Origin of the sequence: Burkholderia sp. LMU1-1-1.1 (assembly GCF_040675865.1) — a bacterium.
Taxonomy (GTDB): domain Bacteria; phylum Pseudomonadota; class Gammaproteobacteria; order Burkholderiales; family Burkholderiaceae_D; genus Rugamonas.
Genome location: NZ_JBEGHG010000023.1, coordinates 152,671 through 167,923, shown reverse-complemented (window position 1 = coordinate 167,923; position 15,253 = coordinate 152,671). Strand labels below are relative to the sequence as shown.

Annotated in this window: 16 protein-coding genes and 1 tRNA gene; all 17 read left to right on the top strand. The window is 61.5% G+C overall.

The window, feature by feature from the left end:
- Window positions 1-7: 7 nt before the first annotated feature.
- On the top strand, window positions 8-616 hold the full coding sequence (locus tag MRBLMU1_RS19145; RefSeq protein WP_363504211.1) for a tetratricopeptide repeat protein: 609 nt from the start codon (window positions 8-10) through the stop codon (window positions 614-616).
- Window positions 617-690: 74 nt separating this feature from the next.
- Window positions 691-1,671: an NAD(P)H-quinone oxidoreductase gene (locus MRBLMU1_RS19140; RefSeq protein WP_363504208.1), complete on the top strand. Its 981-nt coding sequence runs from the start codon at window positions 691-693 to the stop codon at window positions 1,669-1,671.
- Between the two features lie 108 nt (window positions 1,672-1,779).
- Entirely contained in the window at window positions 1,780-2,535 is a 756-nt protein-coding gene (gene tpiA, locus MRBLMU1_RS19135; protein ID WP_363504205.1) for a triose-phosphate isomerase, read from the top strand.
- 140 nt (window positions 2,536-2,675) lie between these two features.
- A complete protein-coding gene (gene secG, locus MRBLMU1_RS19130) occupies window positions 2,676-3,092 on the top strand; it encodes a preprotein translocase subunit SecG (protein ID WP_363504202.1) in 417 nt (138 codons plus the stop codon).
- Between the two features lie 215 nt (window positions 3,093-3,307).
- Window positions 3,308-3,392: transfer RNA gene (locus tag MRBLMU1_RS19125), tRNA-Leu, on the top strand.
- 175 nt (window positions 3,393-3,567) lie between these two features.
- Window positions 3,568-3,927 (top strand): NADH-quinone oxidoreductase subunit A, encoded by a 360-nt coding sequence (locus MRBLMU1_RS19120; RefSeq protein ID WP_090314448.1) that lies wholly within the window; start codon window positions 3,568-3,570, stop codon window positions 3,925-3,927.
- 3 nt (window positions 3,928-3,930) lie between these two features.
- Complete coding sequence (locus MRBLMU1_RS19115; RefSeq protein WP_008450353.1) at window positions 3,931-4,407, top strand: NuoB/complex I 20 kDa subunit family protein; 477 nt, start codon at window positions 3,931-3,933, stop codon at window positions 4,405-4,407.
- Between the two features lie 18 nt (window positions 4,408-4,425).
- Window positions 4,426-5,016 carry an NADH-quinone oxidoreductase subunit C gene (locus MRBLMU1_RS19110; RefSeq protein WP_090314447.1) on the top strand — a complete coding sequence of 197 codons (591 nt, stop codon included), beginning with the start codon at window positions 4,426-4,428 and terminating at the stop codon, window positions 5,014-5,016.
- 3 nt (window positions 5,017-5,019) lie between these two features.
- Complete coding sequence (locus MRBLMU1_RS19105; RefSeq protein WP_315214675.1) at window positions 5,020-6,273, top strand: NADH-quinone oxidoreductase subunit D; 1,254 nt, start codon at window positions 5,020-5,022, stop codon at window positions 6,271-6,273.
- Window positions 6,274-6,284: 11 nt separating this feature from the next.
- Window positions 6,285-6,776, top strand: a complete 492-nt coding sequence (gene nuoE, locus MRBLMU1_RS19100; RefSeq protein ID WP_363504195.1) for an NADH-quinone oxidoreductase subunit NuoE — start codon at window positions 6,285-6,287, stop codon at window positions 6,774-6,776.
- Window positions 6,773-8,068 (top strand): NADH-quinone oxidoreductase subunit NuoF, encoded by a 1,296-nt coding sequence (gene nuoF / locus MRBLMU1_RS19095; RefSeq protein ID WP_008450345.1) that lies wholly within the window; start codon window positions 6,773-6,775, stop codon window positions 8,066-8,068. The genes nuoE and nuoF overlap by 4 nt, the downstream gene beginning before the upstream one ends.
- Before the next feature lie 22 nt (window positions 8,069-8,090).
- Complete coding sequence (gene nuoG / locus MRBLMU1_RS19090) at window positions 8,091-10,430, top strand: NADH-quinone oxidoreductase subunit NuoG (protein ID WP_363504191.1); 2,340 nt, start codon at window positions 8,091-8,093, stop codon at window positions 10,428-10,430.
- Entirely contained in the window at window positions 10,430-11,515 is a 1,086-nt protein-coding gene (nuoH, locus tag MRBLMU1_RS19085) for an NADH-quinone oxidoreductase subunit NuoH (protein WP_315214686.1), read from the top strand. Before nuoG ends, nuoH begins: the two co-directional genes overlap by 1 nt.
- Window positions 11,516-11,527: 12 nt before the next feature.
- Window positions 11,528-12,016 (top strand): NADH-quinone oxidoreductase subunit NuoI, encoded by a 489-nt coding sequence (gene nuoI, locus MRBLMU1_RS19080; protein ID WP_090314443.1) that lies wholly within the window; start codon window positions 11,528-11,530, stop codon window positions 12,014-12,016.
- Between the two features lie 91 nt (window positions 12,017-12,107).
- Window positions 12,108-12,752, top strand: a complete 645-nt coding sequence (locus MRBLMU1_RS19075; protein WP_315214689.1) for an NADH-quinone oxidoreductase subunit J — start codon at window positions 12,108-12,110, stop codon at window positions 12,750-12,752.
- On the top strand, window positions 12,749-13,057 hold the full coding sequence (nuoK, locus tag MRBLMU1_RS19070) for an NADH-quinone oxidoreductase subunit NuoK (protein WP_363504186.1): 309 nt from the start codon (window positions 12,749-12,751) through the stop codon (window positions 13,055-13,057). Before MRBLMU1_RS19075 ends, nuoK begins: the two co-directional genes overlap by 4 nt.
- Before the next feature lie 48 nt (window positions 13,058-13,105).
- Window positions 13,106-15,226 carry an NADH-quinone oxidoreductase subunit L gene (nuoL, locus tag MRBLMU1_RS19065; protein WP_363504183.1) on the top strand — a complete coding sequence of 707 codons (2,121 nt, stop codon included), beginning with the start codon at window positions 13,106-13,108 and terminating at the stop codon, window positions 15,224-15,226.
- Window positions 15,227-15,253: the final 27 nt, after the last annotated feature.

Here is a 15,253-nt window from a genome sequence, read left to right as displayed (position 1 = left end):
ACGCGATATGAAAAAATTCATACTAGCGATAGGTCTCGCACTTGCTCTGCAACAGAGTGCGATGGCTGGATTCGCCGAAGGCGCCACCGCCTACAACAACAAGAACTACGCGGTGGCTTTAAAAGAGATCACGCCCCTGGCCAAGGCCGGCAACGCGGACGCCCAGCACCTGTTGGGGCTGATGTATTACATGGGCCGTGGCGTCAAGCAGGACTACAAGCAGGCGCTCAGCTGGCACCGCAAGGCGGCGCTGCAGGGCAAGGCCGACGCGCAATACGTGGTCGGCGCCATGTACTACACCGGCAACGCCGTGATCCAGGACCACAAGCAGGCGGTCGGCTGGTTCCGCAAGGCGGCCGAGCAGGGGCATCCGGACGCGCAGCAGGTCATGGGGCTGATGTACCGTTACCAGATGGCCGGCATGCCGCAGGACAACGTGATCGCCTACATGTTATGGAACCTGGCGGCGGCCAAGGGCTCGGTCAACGCCGCCGAGCAGCGTTCGGCCGTGGTCAAGCACATGACGCAGGAGCAGATCGAGGAAGGGCAAGCGTTGTCGGCCGCGTGGAAGCCGAACACGCCGTTGCCGACCAAATCGCGCACCGGGGGAGGGTAGGGCTCGGATCGCTCCCACGCTCTGCGCCGCCGGGGCGTCTCGCGTACAATCGCCGTTTTATCCGGAGATGCCCCATGCGCGCGATTGAAATCACCCAGCCCGGCCCGGCCGATGTGCTGAAACTGTGCGAGCGTCCGATGCCGGTCGTGAAGGCCGGCGAGGTGCTGATCAAGGTCCACGCCGCCGGCGTCAACCGGCCGGACGTGTTCCAGCGCATGGGTAATTACGCGCCGCCGCCGGGCGCCTCCGATCTGCCGGGCCTGGAGGTGGCCGGCGAGATCGTCGACGGCGACCTCGATTACACCACCCTCGACATCGGCGACCAGGTTTGCGCGCTGGTGCAGGGCGGCGGCTACGCCGAGTATGTCGTGGCGCCCGTGGCCCAGTGCCTGCCCATTCCCAAGGGCTGGAGCATGCTCGAGGCCGCGTCCATCCCCGAGAACTATTTCACCGTGTGGAGCAATGTGTTCGACCGCGCCCACCTGAGCGCCGGCGAGACCTTGCTGGTGCAGGGCGGCACCTCCGGCATCGGCGTGGCGGCGATCCAGCTGGCGTCGGCCATGGGCCATCGCGTGTTCGCCACCGCCGGCAGCGACGACAAGACCGCCGCCTGCGTCAAGCTGGGCGCCGAACGCGGCATCAATTACAAGACCGAGGATTTCGTCGAGGTCGTCAAATCGCTGACCAACGACCGTGGCGTCGACGTGGTCCTCGACATGGTCGGCGGCGACTACGTGCCGCGCGAGATCGCGGCGTTGGCCGACGATGGCCGCATCGCGCTGATCGCCACCCTGGGCGGCGGCAAGGCGACCGTCGACCTGGGCCAGGTGCTGCGCCGCCGCCTGACGATCACCGGCTCGACCCTGCGCCCCCGCTCGGTGGAGTTCAAGGGCGCGATCGCCAGGAATCTGCTGAAAAAGGTGTGGCCGATCATGGCGGCGGGAAAAATCAAGCCGGTGATCCATACGGTGTTCCCGCTGGAGCAGGCCGCCGCCGCGCATGCGTTGATGGAGAGCAGCAGTCATGTCGGCAAGATCATGTTGCAAGTAATCTAACGGCTTGACGTGGTATTTTTGCAATTTTCGCCGGCCCCTCGCCGCCGGCTGGTTTGACCCGCCCCCGGCCCCGCGTTAAAATAGCGGGTTATTGAATTTTAGGCTACTATGCGACGCAAACTCGTCATCGGCAATTGGAAAATGAACGGCAATCGCGCCGCCAACACGGCTTTGCTGTCCGGCGTCGTCGCCGGCCTCAAGGCCGATGGCGTCCCGCGCGCCGATTGCGCGGTCTGCGTGCCCGCTCCTTACCTAGCCCAGTGCCAGGCCGAGCTGCAAGGCACCCCGGTCGCCTGGGGCGGGCAGGACCTGTCGGTCCACGCCAGCGGCGCCTACACGGGTGAAGTGGCGGCAAGCATGCTGGTCGACTTCGCTTCCACCTACGTGCTGTGCGGCCATTCCGAGCGCCGCGCCTACCACAACGAAAGCAGCGAACTGGTCGCTCAAAAGGCTGTCGCCGCGCTGGCGGCCGGCCTGACCCCGGTCATTTGCGTCGGCGAAACGCTGGAGCAGCGCGAAGCGGGCACCACCGAGTCGGTCATCTGCGGCCAGCTGCAGGCGGCGCTCGACGTGATCCCGCCAGCCGAGCTGACCAAGGTCGTGCTGGCGTACGAGCCGGTCTGGGCGATCGGCACCGGCAAGACGGCCACGCCGCAAATCGCCCAGGACGCCCACCGCTTCCTGCGCGCGCGCCTGGAGCAAAAGAACGCCGAGGCGGCGGCCACCGTGCAAATCCTGTACGGCGGCAGCATGAAGCCCGAAAACGCGAAAGAATTGATGGCGCAGCCCGATATCGACGGCGGCCTGATCGGCGGCGCCGCATTGAAGGCGGTGGATTTCCTTGGAATCATCCACGCCGTCTAAGCGGGCAGTCCAAGTGTTGTGTAACTGCCGCATTGGTAGTCAAGCGGTAATGACGCGATGGTAAAACAGCCTGTTGGCAGCTTATAAACAGGTGTGAAACAAAACGATACAAAACTATTTAATTTTTTGAATGGAATAACATGAGCAGCTTCTTCAACCTTGTAGTCATCGTGCAAGTCGTTTCGGCCATCGCCATCATCGGCCTGGTCCTGCTGCAGCACGGCAAGGGCGCCGACATGGGCGCGGCTTTCGGCTCGGGCGCCTCCGGCAGCCTGTTCGGCGCGACCGGTTCGTCGAACTTCATGTCGAAGTCGACCGGCGTCGCCGCCGCGATCTTCTTCAGCGCCACCCTGGCGCTGGCCTACATCTCGGCGCAAGGCCACAGCACGGTCAGCGGCGGCGTGATGGACAAGGCGCTGCCAGCGGCGCCAGCCCCGGCGCCTGCAACCGGCGCGGCGGCCATCCCGACCGCGCCAGCGACCGCACCGGCAGCTCCGGCCGCGCCGGCTCCAGCGGCACCGGCGCCGGCAGGTCCTGCAGGATCGATCCCGAAGTAATATAATTACAGTCTGAGTGGCGCGGCAATCCATCGGCCGCGCGGCATTTGCCAATTGTTTTGGCAGAAGTTACGGTAGTTTTAGAAGTGCCTCCGGTTCCCCGGCCGGAAAATCAATCGGGTGATCAAAGAAGTAAAGATTTATCGTTTTTCTCCTTGTTTTAGCGCAATACGCATTAACAACAGCGTGAAAACACAGTAGAATAGCGGCCTTATGCCGACGTGGTGAAATTGGTAGACACGCTATCTTGAGGGGGTAGTGGCGAAAGCTGTACGAGTTCGAGTCTCGTCGTCGGCACCAGAAATATATAGAGGCCAGCAAGGGAGTAGTGTGTACCTGAGCTGGCTTTTTTACGAGGATGTGTCGTTCGATCCTGGTCTAAGTTGTACGATTGGGGCGAACGTTAAGAGAGCACCGCGGAACATCGCAAGTCCTCGCAGTCCCTAACCGATCGTTCAATTTAAGCTCATCAATCGTGAACCTCGAAAATTATCTCCCCGTTCTGTTGTTTATCCTCGTCGGTCTCGGCGTAGGGATCCTTCCCCAGGTGTTGGGCCACGTACTCGGTCCGAACAAGCCCGACGCGGCAAAACTCTCCCCGTATGAATGCGGCTTCGAAGCGTTCGAAGACGCGCGCATGAAATTCGACGTGCGTTACTACCTCGTCGCTATCCTCTTTATTTTGTTCGATCTGGAAACGGCATTCTTCTTCCCGTGGGGCGTCTCCGTGCGCGAACTGGGCTGGAACGGGTTCCTCGTGATGATGAGCTTCATCGCTGAATTCGTCGTCGGTTTTTGGTATATCTGGAAGAAAGGTGCCCTTGATTGGGAATAAGCCATGGCTATTGAAGGCGTATTAAACGAAGGTTTCATCACCACCTCGGCCGACAAGCTGATCAACTGGGCGCGCACGGGTTCGATGTTCCCGATGACGTTCGGTCTGGCTTGCTGCGCGGTCGAAATGATGCACGTGGGCGCTGCCCGTTACGACATGGACCGCTTCGGCGTGGTGTTCCGTCCATCGCCACGTCAGTCCGACGTGATGATCGTGGCCGGCACGCTGTGCAACAAGATGGCGCCGGCGCTGCGCAAGGTCTACGACCAGATGCCGGAACCGCGCTGGGTCATCTCGATGGGCTCGTGCGCCAACGGCGGCGGCTACTACCACTACTCGTACTCCGTGGTGCGCGGTTGCGACCGCATCGTGCCGGTGGACGTCTACGTGCCGGGCTGTCCGCCGACGGCCGAGGCCCTGCTGTACGGCATCATGCAGCTGCAAAACAAGATCAAGCGCACCAACACGATCGCACGCTAAACGAGGCCGCTTCAGAAGATGACTACACAATTAGAACAACTGCAAACCGCCCTCGGCACCGCCCTGGGCGATCGCGTTAGTATCGCCGTCGCGCTGGGCGAGGTGACCATCACCGTCAAGGCCGCCGACTACTACGGCGTGATGCAAACGCTGCGCGACGACAAGTCGCTCGGCTTCGAACAACTGATCGACCTGGCCGGCGTCGACTACCTGAGCTATGGCGACGGCGCCTGGGATGGCCTGCGTTTCGCCGTCGTCGTGCACCTGCTGTCGATCCAGCACAACTGGCGCGTGCGCGTGCGCGCGTTCTGCGCCGACGACGAAATGCCGCTGCTGCCGTCGCTGGTGCCGCTGTGGCGCGCCGTCAACTGGTACGAGCGCGAAGCGTTCGACATGTTCGGCATCCTGTTCGAAGGCCACAACGACTTGCGCCGCATCCTCACCGACTACGGCTTCATCGGCCATCCGTTCCGCAAGGACTTCCCGGTGTCGGGCTATGTCGAAATGCGCTACGACCCCGAGCAGAAGCGCGTGATCTATCAGCCGGTCACCATCGAGCCGCGTGAAAACGTGCCGCGCGTGATCCGCGAAGAAAATTACGGGAAGTAAAAAATGGCTGAAATTAAGAACTACACCCTGAACTTCGGTCCGCAGCACCCGGCCGCGCACGGCGTGCTGCGCCTGGTGCTGGAACTGGACGGCGAAGTGATCCAGCGCGCCGATCCGCACATCGGCCTGCTGCACCGCGGCACCGAGAAGCTGGCCGAGCAGAAGACCTACCTGCAGTCGGTGCCGTACATGGACCGTCTGGACTACGTCTCGATGATGTGCAACGAGCACGCCTACGTGATGGCCATCGAGAAGCTGCTGGGCCTGGAAGTGCCGCTGCGCGCGCAATACATCCGCGTCATGTTCGACGAGATCACCCGCATCCTGAACCACCTGATGTGGCTGGGCGCGCACGCGCTCGACGTCGGCGCGATGGGCCCGTTCCTGTACGCCTTCCGCGACCGCGAAGACCTGTTCGACTGCTACGAGGCGGTGTCGGGCGCGCGCATGCACGCGGCCTACTACCGTCCGGGCGGCGTCTACCGCGACCTGCCGGACTCGATGCCGCAGCACAAGCCGTCGATCATCCGTTCGGACAAGGCGATCGCCAACCTGAACGAGAACCGCCAGGGCTCGCTGCTGGACTTCATCGAGGATTTCACCCGCCGTTTCCCGACCTACGTCGACGAATACGAAACGCTGCTGACCGACAACCGTATCTGGAAACAGCGTACCGTCGGCATCGGCGTGGTGGCGCCGGAAGACGCGCTGGCGATGGGCTTCACCGGCGCCATGCTGCGCGGTTCGGGCATCCAGTGGGATCTGCGCAAGCACCAGCCGTACGAAGTGTACGACCTGATGGACTTCGATATTCCGATCGGCACCAACGGCGACTGCTACGACCGCTACCTGGTCCGCGTCGAGGAATTGCGCCAGTCCAACAAGATCATCAAACAATGCGTAGAATGGCTGCGCAACAATCCAGGTCCGGTCATCACCAGCAATCATAAAGTCGCGCCTCCGGGCCGCGTCGACATGAAGACCAACATGGAATCGCTGATTCACCACTTCAAGCTGTTCACCGAGGGCTTCCACGTGCCGCCGGGCGAAGCGTACAGCGCGGTGGAGCATCCGAAGGGCGAGTTCGGCATCTATCTGCTGTCGGACGGCGCCAACAAGCCATACCGTATGAAGCTGCGCGCACCCGATTACGCCCACCTGCAGGCGCTGGACGAAATGGCGCGTGGACACATGATTGCCGACGCCGTGACCATCATCGGTACGCAAGACATCGTGTTCGGCAGTATTGACCGCTAAAAGGTAAAAGTATGTTGTTATCAGAGCAGTGCTTAAAAAAAATCGATCGCGAATTGGCCAAGTATCCGGCCGACCAGCGCCAGTCGGCCGTGATGGCCTCGCTGGCCCACGCCCAGGTTGAACTGGGCTGGATCTCGCCGGAAACCATGCAGGAACTGGCCGACTACATCCAGATGCCGGCGATCGCCGTGCAGGAAGTGGCCACTTTCTACAATATGTACAACCTGAAGCCGGTCGGCACGCACAAGATCACCGTGTGCACCAACCTGCCGTGCGCGCTGTCGGGCGGGGAGCGCGCCGCGCACCACCTGAAGCAAAAGCTGGGCATCGACTACCGCGACACCACCGCCGACGGCAAGTTCACGTTGATGGAAGGCGAGTGCATGGGCGCCTGCGGCGACGCGCCGGTCATGCTGGTGAATAACCACCGCATGTGCAGCTTCATGTCGAACGACAAAATCGACGGTCTCGTCGAGGAACTAAGCGGGAACAATACGAAATGACGTCACTCCACAATCGTCACATCGACCCTGTCATTCTGGCCGGCCTGGACGGCAAAAACTGGCATCTGGAAGATTACGTCAAGCGCGGTGGCTACAGCGCCCTGCGCAAGATCCTCGAAGAGAAAATCACCCCGGAACAAATCATCGCCGACCTCAAAGCGTCGTCGCTGCGCGGCCGTGGCGGCGCGGGTTTCCCGACCGGCTTGAAGTGGAGCTTCATGCCGCGCCAGTTCCCGGGCCAGAAGTATCTGGTATGTAACTCAGATGAGGGCGAGCCGGGCACTTTCAAGGACCGCGACATCATGCGTTACAACCCGCATGCATTGATCGAGGGCATGGCCATCGGCGCCTACGCCATGGGCATCACGGTCGGCTACAACTACATCCACGGCGAGATCTTCGAGGTCTACACGCAGTTCGAGGACGCGCTGGAAGAGGCGCGCGCCGCCGGCTTCCTGGGTGACAAGATCATGGGCAGCGAGTTCAGCTTCCAGCTGCACGCGCACCACGGCTATGGCGCCTACATCTGCGGCGAGGAAACCGCGCTGCTGGAGTCGCTGGAAGGCAAGAAGGGCCAGCCGCGCTTCAAGCCGCCTTTCCCGGCCTCGTTCGGCCTGTACGGCAAGCCGACCACCATCAACAACACCGAGACCTTCGCCGCCGTCCCGTTCATCCTGAACATGGGACCGGAAAAGTACCTCGGCATGGGTCGTCCGAACAACGGCGGTTCGAAGATCTTCTCGATCTCGGGCGACGTTGAACTGCCGGGCAACTACGAAGTCCCGCTGGGCACGCCGTTCGCCAAACTGCTGGAACTGGCAGGCGGCATGCGCGGCGGCAAAAAGATCAAGGCGGTCATCCCCGGCGGCTCGTCCGCACCGGTGATCCGTGGCGAACTGATGATGAACACCGACCTGGACTACGACTCGATCGCCAAGGCCGGTTCGATGCTCGGTTCGGGCGCCGTCATCGTCATGGACGAAACGCGTTGCATGGTCAAGGCGATGGAACGCCTGGCGTACTTCTACTTTGAAGAGTCGTGCGGCCAGTGCACCCCTTGCCGCGAAGGCACCGGCTGGATGTACCGCATGATCCACCGCATCGAAAACGGCCAGGGCCGTCCGTCGGATCTGGACGTGCTGAACTCGATCTGCGACAACATCCAGGGCCGCACCATTTGCGCGCTGGGCGACGCGGCGGCCATGCCGATGCGCGCGTTCATCAAGCAATTCCGCGAAGAATTTGAATATCACGTCGAGCACAAGCATTGCTTAGTGCCCGCTTACATCTAAGCTGCGTCAGGTAACGATCACCATGGTTGAAATCGAAATAGACGGCAAAAAAGTCGAAGTCCCTGCTGGTAGCATGGTGATGGACGCCGCCAACAAATTGGGAACCTACATTCCGCACTTCTGCTATCACAAGAAATTGTCGATCGCCGCGAACTGCCGCATGTGTCTCGTCGAAGTGGAGAAGGCCCCCAAGCCTTTGCCAGCATGCGCCACGCCGGTCTCGGCCGGCATGATCGTGCGCTCCGCGTCGGACAAGGCCGTGCAGGCCCAGAAGTCCGTGATGGAATTCCTGCTGATTAACCACCCGCTGGACTGCCCGATCTGCGATCAGGGCGGCGAATGCCAGTTGCAGGATCTGGCCGTCGGCTACGGCAAGGGCGAGTCGCGCTACGAGGAAGACAAGCGCGTCGTCGTGCCGAAGGACGCCGGTCCGCTGGTCTCCATGCAGGAGATGGCGCGCTGCATCCAGTGCACCCGCTGCGTGCGTTTCGGCCAGGAAGTGGCCGGCGTCATGGAGCTGGGCATGATCGGCCGTGGCGAGCACTCGGAAATCACCGCCTTCGTCGGCCAGACCGTCAACTCTGAAATGTCGGGCAACATGATCGACCTGTGCCCGGTCGGCGCGCTGACGTCCAAGCCGTTCCGCTACAGCGCCCGTACGTGGGAACTGTCGCGCCGCAAATCGGTGTCGATGCACGACGGCCTGGGTTCGAACCTGATCGTTCAGGTCAAGGGCGGCAAGGTCATGCGCGTGCTGCCGCTGGAAAACGACGCCGTCAACGAGTGCTGGATCTCGGACAAGGACCGCTTCGCCTACGAAGGCTTGAACGCCAACGACCGCCTGACCCAGCCGATGCTGAAGCAGGGCGGCGAGTGGAAAGAAGTGAGCTGGCAGACCGCGCTGGAATACGTGGCGCACGGCCTGAAGAACATCAAGCACGAACACGGTGACAAGGCGCTGGCTTCGCTGGCCACCCCGCATTCGACCCTGGAAGAACTGCACCTGCTGCAAAAGCTGACCCGCGCCATGGGCTCGGACAGCGTCGACACGCGCCTGCGCCACAGCGATTTCTCGCTGTCGGACGTGACGCCTTGGCTGGGCATGAGCATCACCGAATTCGGCGCCTTGAACCGCGCTTTCGTGATCGGCTCCTTCCTGCGCAAGGATCACCCGCTGCTGGCGACGCGCCTGCGTACCGCCGTCAAGGGCGGCGCCAAGCTGTCGATCCTGAACGCGACCGACGACGACCTGCTGATGAAAGTGGCGAACAAGATGATCGCCGCGCCGTCGGAGTGGTTGTCCGCGCTGTCGCAAGTGGTGGTGGCTGTCGCCAAGGCCAAGGAAGTCTCGGCGCCCGCCGGCTTCGAAGGCGTCGAGGCGTCGGACGCCGCGACCGCGATCGCCGCGTCCTTGGTATCGGGCGAGAACAAAGGCGTCTTCCTGGGTAACGCGGCAACGCAACACCCGCAAGCCGCCGCGCTGCACGCCGCCGCGCAATGGATCGCCGAACAAACCGGCGCCAAGCTGGGCTACCTGACCGAAGCCGCCAACACCGTCGGCGCCTACCTGGTCAACGCCAACGGCGCCAAGGCTCCGGCCTTCACCGAACCTAAGCAAGCTTACATCCTGCTGAACGTCGAGCCGGAACTGGACGCCTACAACCCGCAAGCCGCCGTCGCCGCGCTGAAAAAAGCCGAGATGGTCGTCGTCATGTCCGCCTACAAACATGGCATGGACTACGCCGACGTGCTGCTGCCGGTGTCGCCATTCAGCGAAACCTCGGGCACCTTCGTCAACTGCGAAGGCCGTCCGCAAAGCTTCAACGGCACCGTCAAGCCGCTGCTGGAAACCCGCCCCGCGTGGAAAGTGCTGCGCGTGCTCGGTAACATCCTCGGCCTGGCCGGTTTCGACTACGACACCTCGGAAGCGATCCGCGACGAAGTCGTTGGCGCTGGAGACGGTTTCGCAAACTTCGCGGCAAAGCTGAACAACACGAGCAAGCAAGCCGTCGTGGCGTCCAACTTCGCCGGTTCGATCGAGACCACCGGCACCGAACGTATCGCCGACGTGCCGATCTACTTCGCCGACGCCGTTGTGCGCCGCGCCGAGTCGTTGCAGAAGATGGCCGATTCGGCCGCGCCTAAAGCGCATCTGTCGGCCGCGCTGGCGCAGCAGCTGGGCGTCGCCGCCGGCGACACCGTCAAGGTAACGCAAGGTTCGGGCAGCGCCATCCTGGTCGCCGCCGTCGATGCAAGCCTGCCAGCGAACGCCGTGCGCGTCGCAGCGGCCCATCCGTCGACCGCCGCACTGGGTGGCATGTTCGGTCCTATCACCGTTGAAAAAGCAGGGGAGGGTAAATAATGGCTCTGCCTGAATTCGTCACTACATTGTATGACCTGGGCGCCACCAGCCCGATCGCGCCGGTGTGGCCTATCGTCTGGACGATGATCAAGATCGTCGTCGTCCTGCTGCCGCTGATGGGCCTTGTCGCCTACCTGACGCTGTGGGAACGTAAGTTCATCGGCTGGATCCAGATCCGCGTCGGTCCGAACCGCGTCGGTCCGATGGGCCTGCTGCAGCCGATCGCCGATGCGCTCAAGCTGCTGTTCAAAGAGATCATCATGCCGGCCAAGGCCAACCCGGGCCTGTTCGTCATCGGTCCGATCATGACCATCATGCCGGCGCTGGCCGCATGGTCGGTGGTGCCTTTCGGTCCGGAAGCGGTGCTGGCCAACGTCAACGCCGCCTTGCTGCTGCTGATGGCGATCACCTCGATGGAAGTCTACGGCATCATCATCGCCGGCTGGGCGTCGAACTCGAAGTACTCGTTCATGGGCGCGATGCGCGCCTCGGCGCAGATGATTTCCTACGAAATCCCGATGGGCTTCGTGTTCGTCGTGATCCTGATGGTTTCGGGCTCGCTGAACTTCGGCGACATCGTCGCCATGCAGCAGCGCGGCATGATGGCCGACCAGGGTCTGAACATCCTGTCGTGGAACTGGCTGCCGCTGCTGCCGCTGTTCGTGGTCTACCTGACCTCCGGCCTGGCCGAAGCGAACCGCCACCCGTTCGACGTGGTCGAGGGCGAGTCCGAGATCGTCGCCGGCCACATGGTCGAGTACTCGGGCATGGCCTACGCCATGTTCATGCTGGCCGAATACGCCAACATGATCCTGATCGCGACCATCGGTTCGATCATGTTCTTGGGCGGCTGGTCCGCACCGTTCGCCTTCCTCGAATTCTGGGGCGGTTTCGGCGGCTTCTTCTGGCTGTTCGCCAAGGCGTTCTTCCTGGTGTCGGTCTTCATCTGGGTGCGCGGTACCTTCCCACGCTACCGCTACGACCAGATCATGCGTCTGGGCTGGAAAGTGTTCATTCCTCTGACGCTGGTGTACCTGGTGTTCGTGGCCGGCTGGATGCAGACATCCTGGAATATCTGGAAGTAAGGACAAGAGAAAATGGAACGATTAAAAGACTTTTTCGGCAGCTTCATGCTGGCCGAATTGATCAAAGGGATGGCGCTGACGGGCAAGTACATGTTCTCGCGCAAAATCACCGTGCAGTACCCGGAAGAGAAGACGCCGATGTCGCCGCGCTTCCGCGGCCTGCACGCGCTGCGCCGCTATCCGAACGGCGAAGAGCGCTGCATCGCCTGCAAACTGTGCGAAGCGGTGTGCCCGGCGATGGCCATCACCATCGAATCGGAACAGCGTGACGACGGTTCGCGCCGCACCACGCGTTACGACATCGATCTGACCAAGTGCATCTTCTGCGGTTTCTGCGAAGAGTCCTGCCCGGTCGATTCGATCGTCGAGACGCACGTGCTGGAGTACCACGGCGAGAAGCGCGGTGATTTGTACTACACCAAAGAGATGCTGCTGGCCGTTGGCGATCGCTATGAAAACCAGATCGCCGAAGCCCGCGCAGCCGACGCTCCTTACCGGTGATTTGCGGCGCGCCTTGGCCTCGCCTTGGCGAGGTTAAGGACCAGCCGCTCATTGGTGCCGATAATAAAACTGTACGTCTCTTGGGTTAGTTATGGAATTTAAAACTGCTTTGTTCTACGCCTTCTCAGCCATCATGGTATTGGCTGCGACGCGCGTTATCACGGCCCGCAATCCGGTGCACGCAGCGCTGTTCCTGGTGCTGGCGTTCTTCTCGGCCGCCGGCATCTGGATGCTGCTCGAAGCCGAGTTCCTGGCCATCGTGCTGGTGCTGGTCTACGTCGGCGCCGTCATGGTGCTGTTCCTGTTCGTGGTCATGATGCTCGACATCGACACTGACAAGATGCGGGAAAACTTCTGGGGCTACCTGCCGATCGCGTCGTTCGTCGGCGTCATCATCGTGCTGGAAATGGCCGCCGTGCTGTGGCGCTCCTTCCTGTCGTTCGACCAGCAGGCCGTCAGCGCCGGCAACATCGGCGGCACCAAGGAACTCGGTATCCTGATCTTCACCAAATATGTCTACGGCTTTGAAATCGCAGCGGCGATCCTGCTGGTCGCGATCGTCGCGGCAGTGGCGCTGACCCTGCGCAAGCGTAAGGACACCAAACATTTCGACCCGGCCGATGCGGTTCGCGTCAAGCGCAACGACCGTCTGAAGATCGTCAAGATCGACGCGGTCACCACGCGTGGCGCCGATGCAGCCGTTGCCGGTTCGGCCGAAGCAAAGGAGACCCCATGACTTTATCGCTAGCTCACTACCTCGTTCTTGGCGCGATTCTGTTCGCGATCTCGATCGTGGGTATTTTCTTGAATCGCAAGAACATCATTATTCTGCTGATGGCCATCGAATTGATGCTGCTGGCGGTGAACATGAACTTCATCGCGTTCTCCCACTATCTGGGCGACGCGGCCGGGCAAGTCTTCGTTTTCTTCATCCTGACCGTGGCGGCCGCCGAATCGGCGATCGGCCTCGCGATTCTGGTGGTGATGTTCCGTAATCTGGACACCATCAATGTGGAAGACCTGGATAGCCTTAAGGGTTAATCCCGCGGCTTTAGTTCTAATCTCGAAAAATAACGATTAAGGTTCATCATGGCGGGTACTCTTCTTAACCCTAACCTCCTACTAGCCGTACCTCTGGCGCCGCTGGCCGGCGCTGCGGTCGCGGGTTTGTTAGGAACCAAATTCTTTGGCAACGTTGTGGGTCGCAAGACTTCGCACACCGCGACCATCCTCGGCGTGCTCGTCGCGCTGATCCTGTCGGTGATGACGCTGAACGATGTGCTCAACGGCGCCACGTTCAACGGCACCATCTACCACTGGATGACGGTGGCGGGCGTGAAGTTCGAAGTCGGCTTCCAGATCGATTCGCTGTCGGCGATGATGATGTGCGTGGTGACCTTCGTGTCGCTGATGGTGCACATCTACACCATCGGCTACATGGCGGAAGACGAGGGCTATAACCGCTTCTTCGCCTACATCTCGCTGTTCACGTTCTCGATGCTGATGCTGGTCATGGCCAACAACTTCCTGCAGCTGTTCTTCGGCTGGGAAGCGGTGGGCCTGGTCTCGTACCTGCTGATCGGCTTCTGGTACACCCGCCCAACGGCGATCGTGGCCAACATGAAGGCGTTCCTGGTCAACCGCGTCGGCGACTTCGGCTTCATCCTCGGTATCGGCCTGTTGCTGGCCTATGCCGGCACCATGAACTACCAGGAAGTCTTCGCCAAGAAGGAAGCGCTGGCGCTCCTGACCCTGCCGGGCACCGACTGGATGCTGCTGACCGTCGCCTGTATCTGCCTGTTCATCGGCGCCATGGGTAAATCGGCGCAGTTCCCGCTGCACGTCTGGCTGCCGGATTCGATGGAAGGCCCAACCCCGATCTCGGCACTGATCCACGCCGCGACGATGGTGACCGCCGGTATCTTCATGGTGTCGCGCATGTCGCCGCTGTTCGAATTGTCGGACACCGCGCTGTCGTTCATCCTGGTCATCGGCTCGATCACCGCGCTGTTCATGGGCTTCCTGGGCATCATCCAGAACGACATCAAGCGCGTGGTCGCTTACTCGACCCTGTCGCAGCTGGGCTACATGACCGTGGCACTGGGTTCGTCGGCATACTCGGTGGCCGTGTTCCACCTGATGACCCACGCGTTCTTCAAGGCGCTGCTGTTCCTTGGCGCCGGTTCGGTGATCATCGGTATGCACCACGACCAGGACATCCGCAACATGGGTGGTCTGCGCAAGTACATGCCTATCACCTGGATCACGTCCTTGCTCGGTTCCCTGGCGCTGATCGGCACGCCGTTCTTCTCCGGCTTCTACTCGAAGGATTCGATCATCGAAGCGGTGCACGAGACCCACATCTGGGGTTCGGGCTTCGCCAACTTCGCCGTGCTGGCCGGCGTGTTCGTGACCGCGTTCTACTCGTTCCGCATGTACTTCCTGGTCTTCCACGGCAAGGAGCGTTTCGGCCAGGCCCACGCCCACGACCATCACGCGCACGACGCGCATGCGCCGAAGGCGGCCCACGGCGCGCACGCCGATCCGGCCGCGCACGGCCACGATTCGGACGCGCATCATGAAGAGGAAGAGGACGACCACGCGCACCACGGCCTGGAGCCGGGTCAGAAGCCGCATGAATCGCCATTCGTGGTCTGGTTCCCGCTGGTGATGCTGGCCATCCCTTCGGTGCTGATCGGCTATCTGACGATCCAGCCTATGCTGCACGGCGACTTCTTCAAGGGTGTCATCTTCATCGGTGAAAACCATGAAGCGATGAAGATCCTGGGCGAAGAATTCCACGGTCCTCTGGCCATGGCGATCCATTCGCTGACGTCGCTGCCACTGTGGCTGGCGATTGCCGGTGTCGCTACTGCGTACTACTGCTACATGATCAATCCACGCGTACCGGCATGGTTCTTCGCCAAGTTCAAGGCGATCCATACCTTGTTGGACAACAAGTACTACATGGACAAGTTCAACGAGGTGGTGTTCGCCGGCGGCGCGCGCCTGCTGGGTAACGGCCTGTGGAACGTCGGCGACAAGACCCTGATCGACGGCCTGCTGGTCAACGGCAGCGCCAAGGTCGTGAACTGGTTCTCGAAGCTGACGCGTTTGGGGCAGACGGGTTACATTTACCACTACGCATTCGTCATGATCCTGGGCATTCTGGGGTTCCTGGTCTACTTCCTGCCGTTTTGGCACGCTTAATTAGCTGATACGCAAAGAGATAACGAT

Bases quoted from the DNA above. Each gene is read 5' to 3' on its own strand.
- MRBLMU1_RS19145 (WP_363504211.1), top strand. From the start codon at position 8: ATGAAAAAATTCATACTAGCGATAGGTCTCGCACTTGCTCTGCAACAG.
- MRBLMU1_RS19140 (WP_363504208.1), top strand. From the start codon at position 691: ATGCGCGCGATTGAAATCACCCAGCCCGGCCCGGCCGATGTGCTGAAA.
- tpiA (WP_363504205.1), top strand. From the start codon at position 1,780: ATGCGACGCAAACTCGTCATCGGCAATTGGAAAATGAACGGCAATCGC.
- secG (WP_363504202.1), top strand. From the start codon at position 2,676: ATGAGCAGCTTCTTCAACCTTGTAGTCATCGTGCAAGTCGTTTCGGCC.
- MRBLMU1_RS19115 (WP_008450353.1), top strand. From the start codon at position 3,931: ATGGCTATTGAAGGCGTATTAAACGAAGGTTTCATCACCACCTCGGCC.
- MRBLMU1_RS19110 (WP_090314447.1), top strand. From the start codon at position 4,426: ATGACTACACAATTAGAACAACTGCAAACCGCCCTCGGCACCGCCCTG.
- MRBLMU1_RS19105 (WP_315214675.1), top strand. From the start codon at position 5,020: ATGGCTGAAATTAAGAACTACACCCTGAACTTCGGTCCGCAGCACCCG.
- nuoE (WP_363504195.1), top strand. From the start codon at position 6,285: ATGTTGTTATCAGAGCAGTGCTTAAAAAAAATCGATCGCGAATTGGCC.
- nuoF (WP_008450345.1), top strand. From the start codon at position 6,773: ATGACGTCACTCCACAATCGTCACATCGACCCTGTCATTCTGGCCGGC.
- nuoG (WP_363504191.1), top strand. From the start codon at position 8,091: ATGGTTGAAATCGAAATAGACGGCAAAAAAGTCGAAGTCCCTGCTGGT.
- nuoH (WP_315214686.1), top strand. From the start codon at position 10,430: ATGGCTCTGCCTGAATTCGTCACTACATTGTATGACCTGGGCGCCACC.
- nuoI (WP_090314443.1), top strand. From the start codon at position 11,528: ATGGAACGATTAAAAGACTTTTTCGGCAGCTTCATGCTGGCCGAATTG.
- MRBLMU1_RS19075 (WP_315214689.1), top strand. From the start codon at position 12,108: ATGGAATTTAAAACTGCTTTGTTCTACGCCTTCTCAGCCATCATGGTA.
- nuoK (WP_363504186.1), top strand. From the start codon at position 12,749: ATGACTTTATCGCTAGCTCACTACCTCGTTCTTGGCGCGATTCTGTTC.
- nuoL (WP_363504183.1), top strand. From the start codon at position 13,106: ATGGCGGGTACTCTTCTTAACCCTAACCTCCTACTAGCCGTACCTCTG.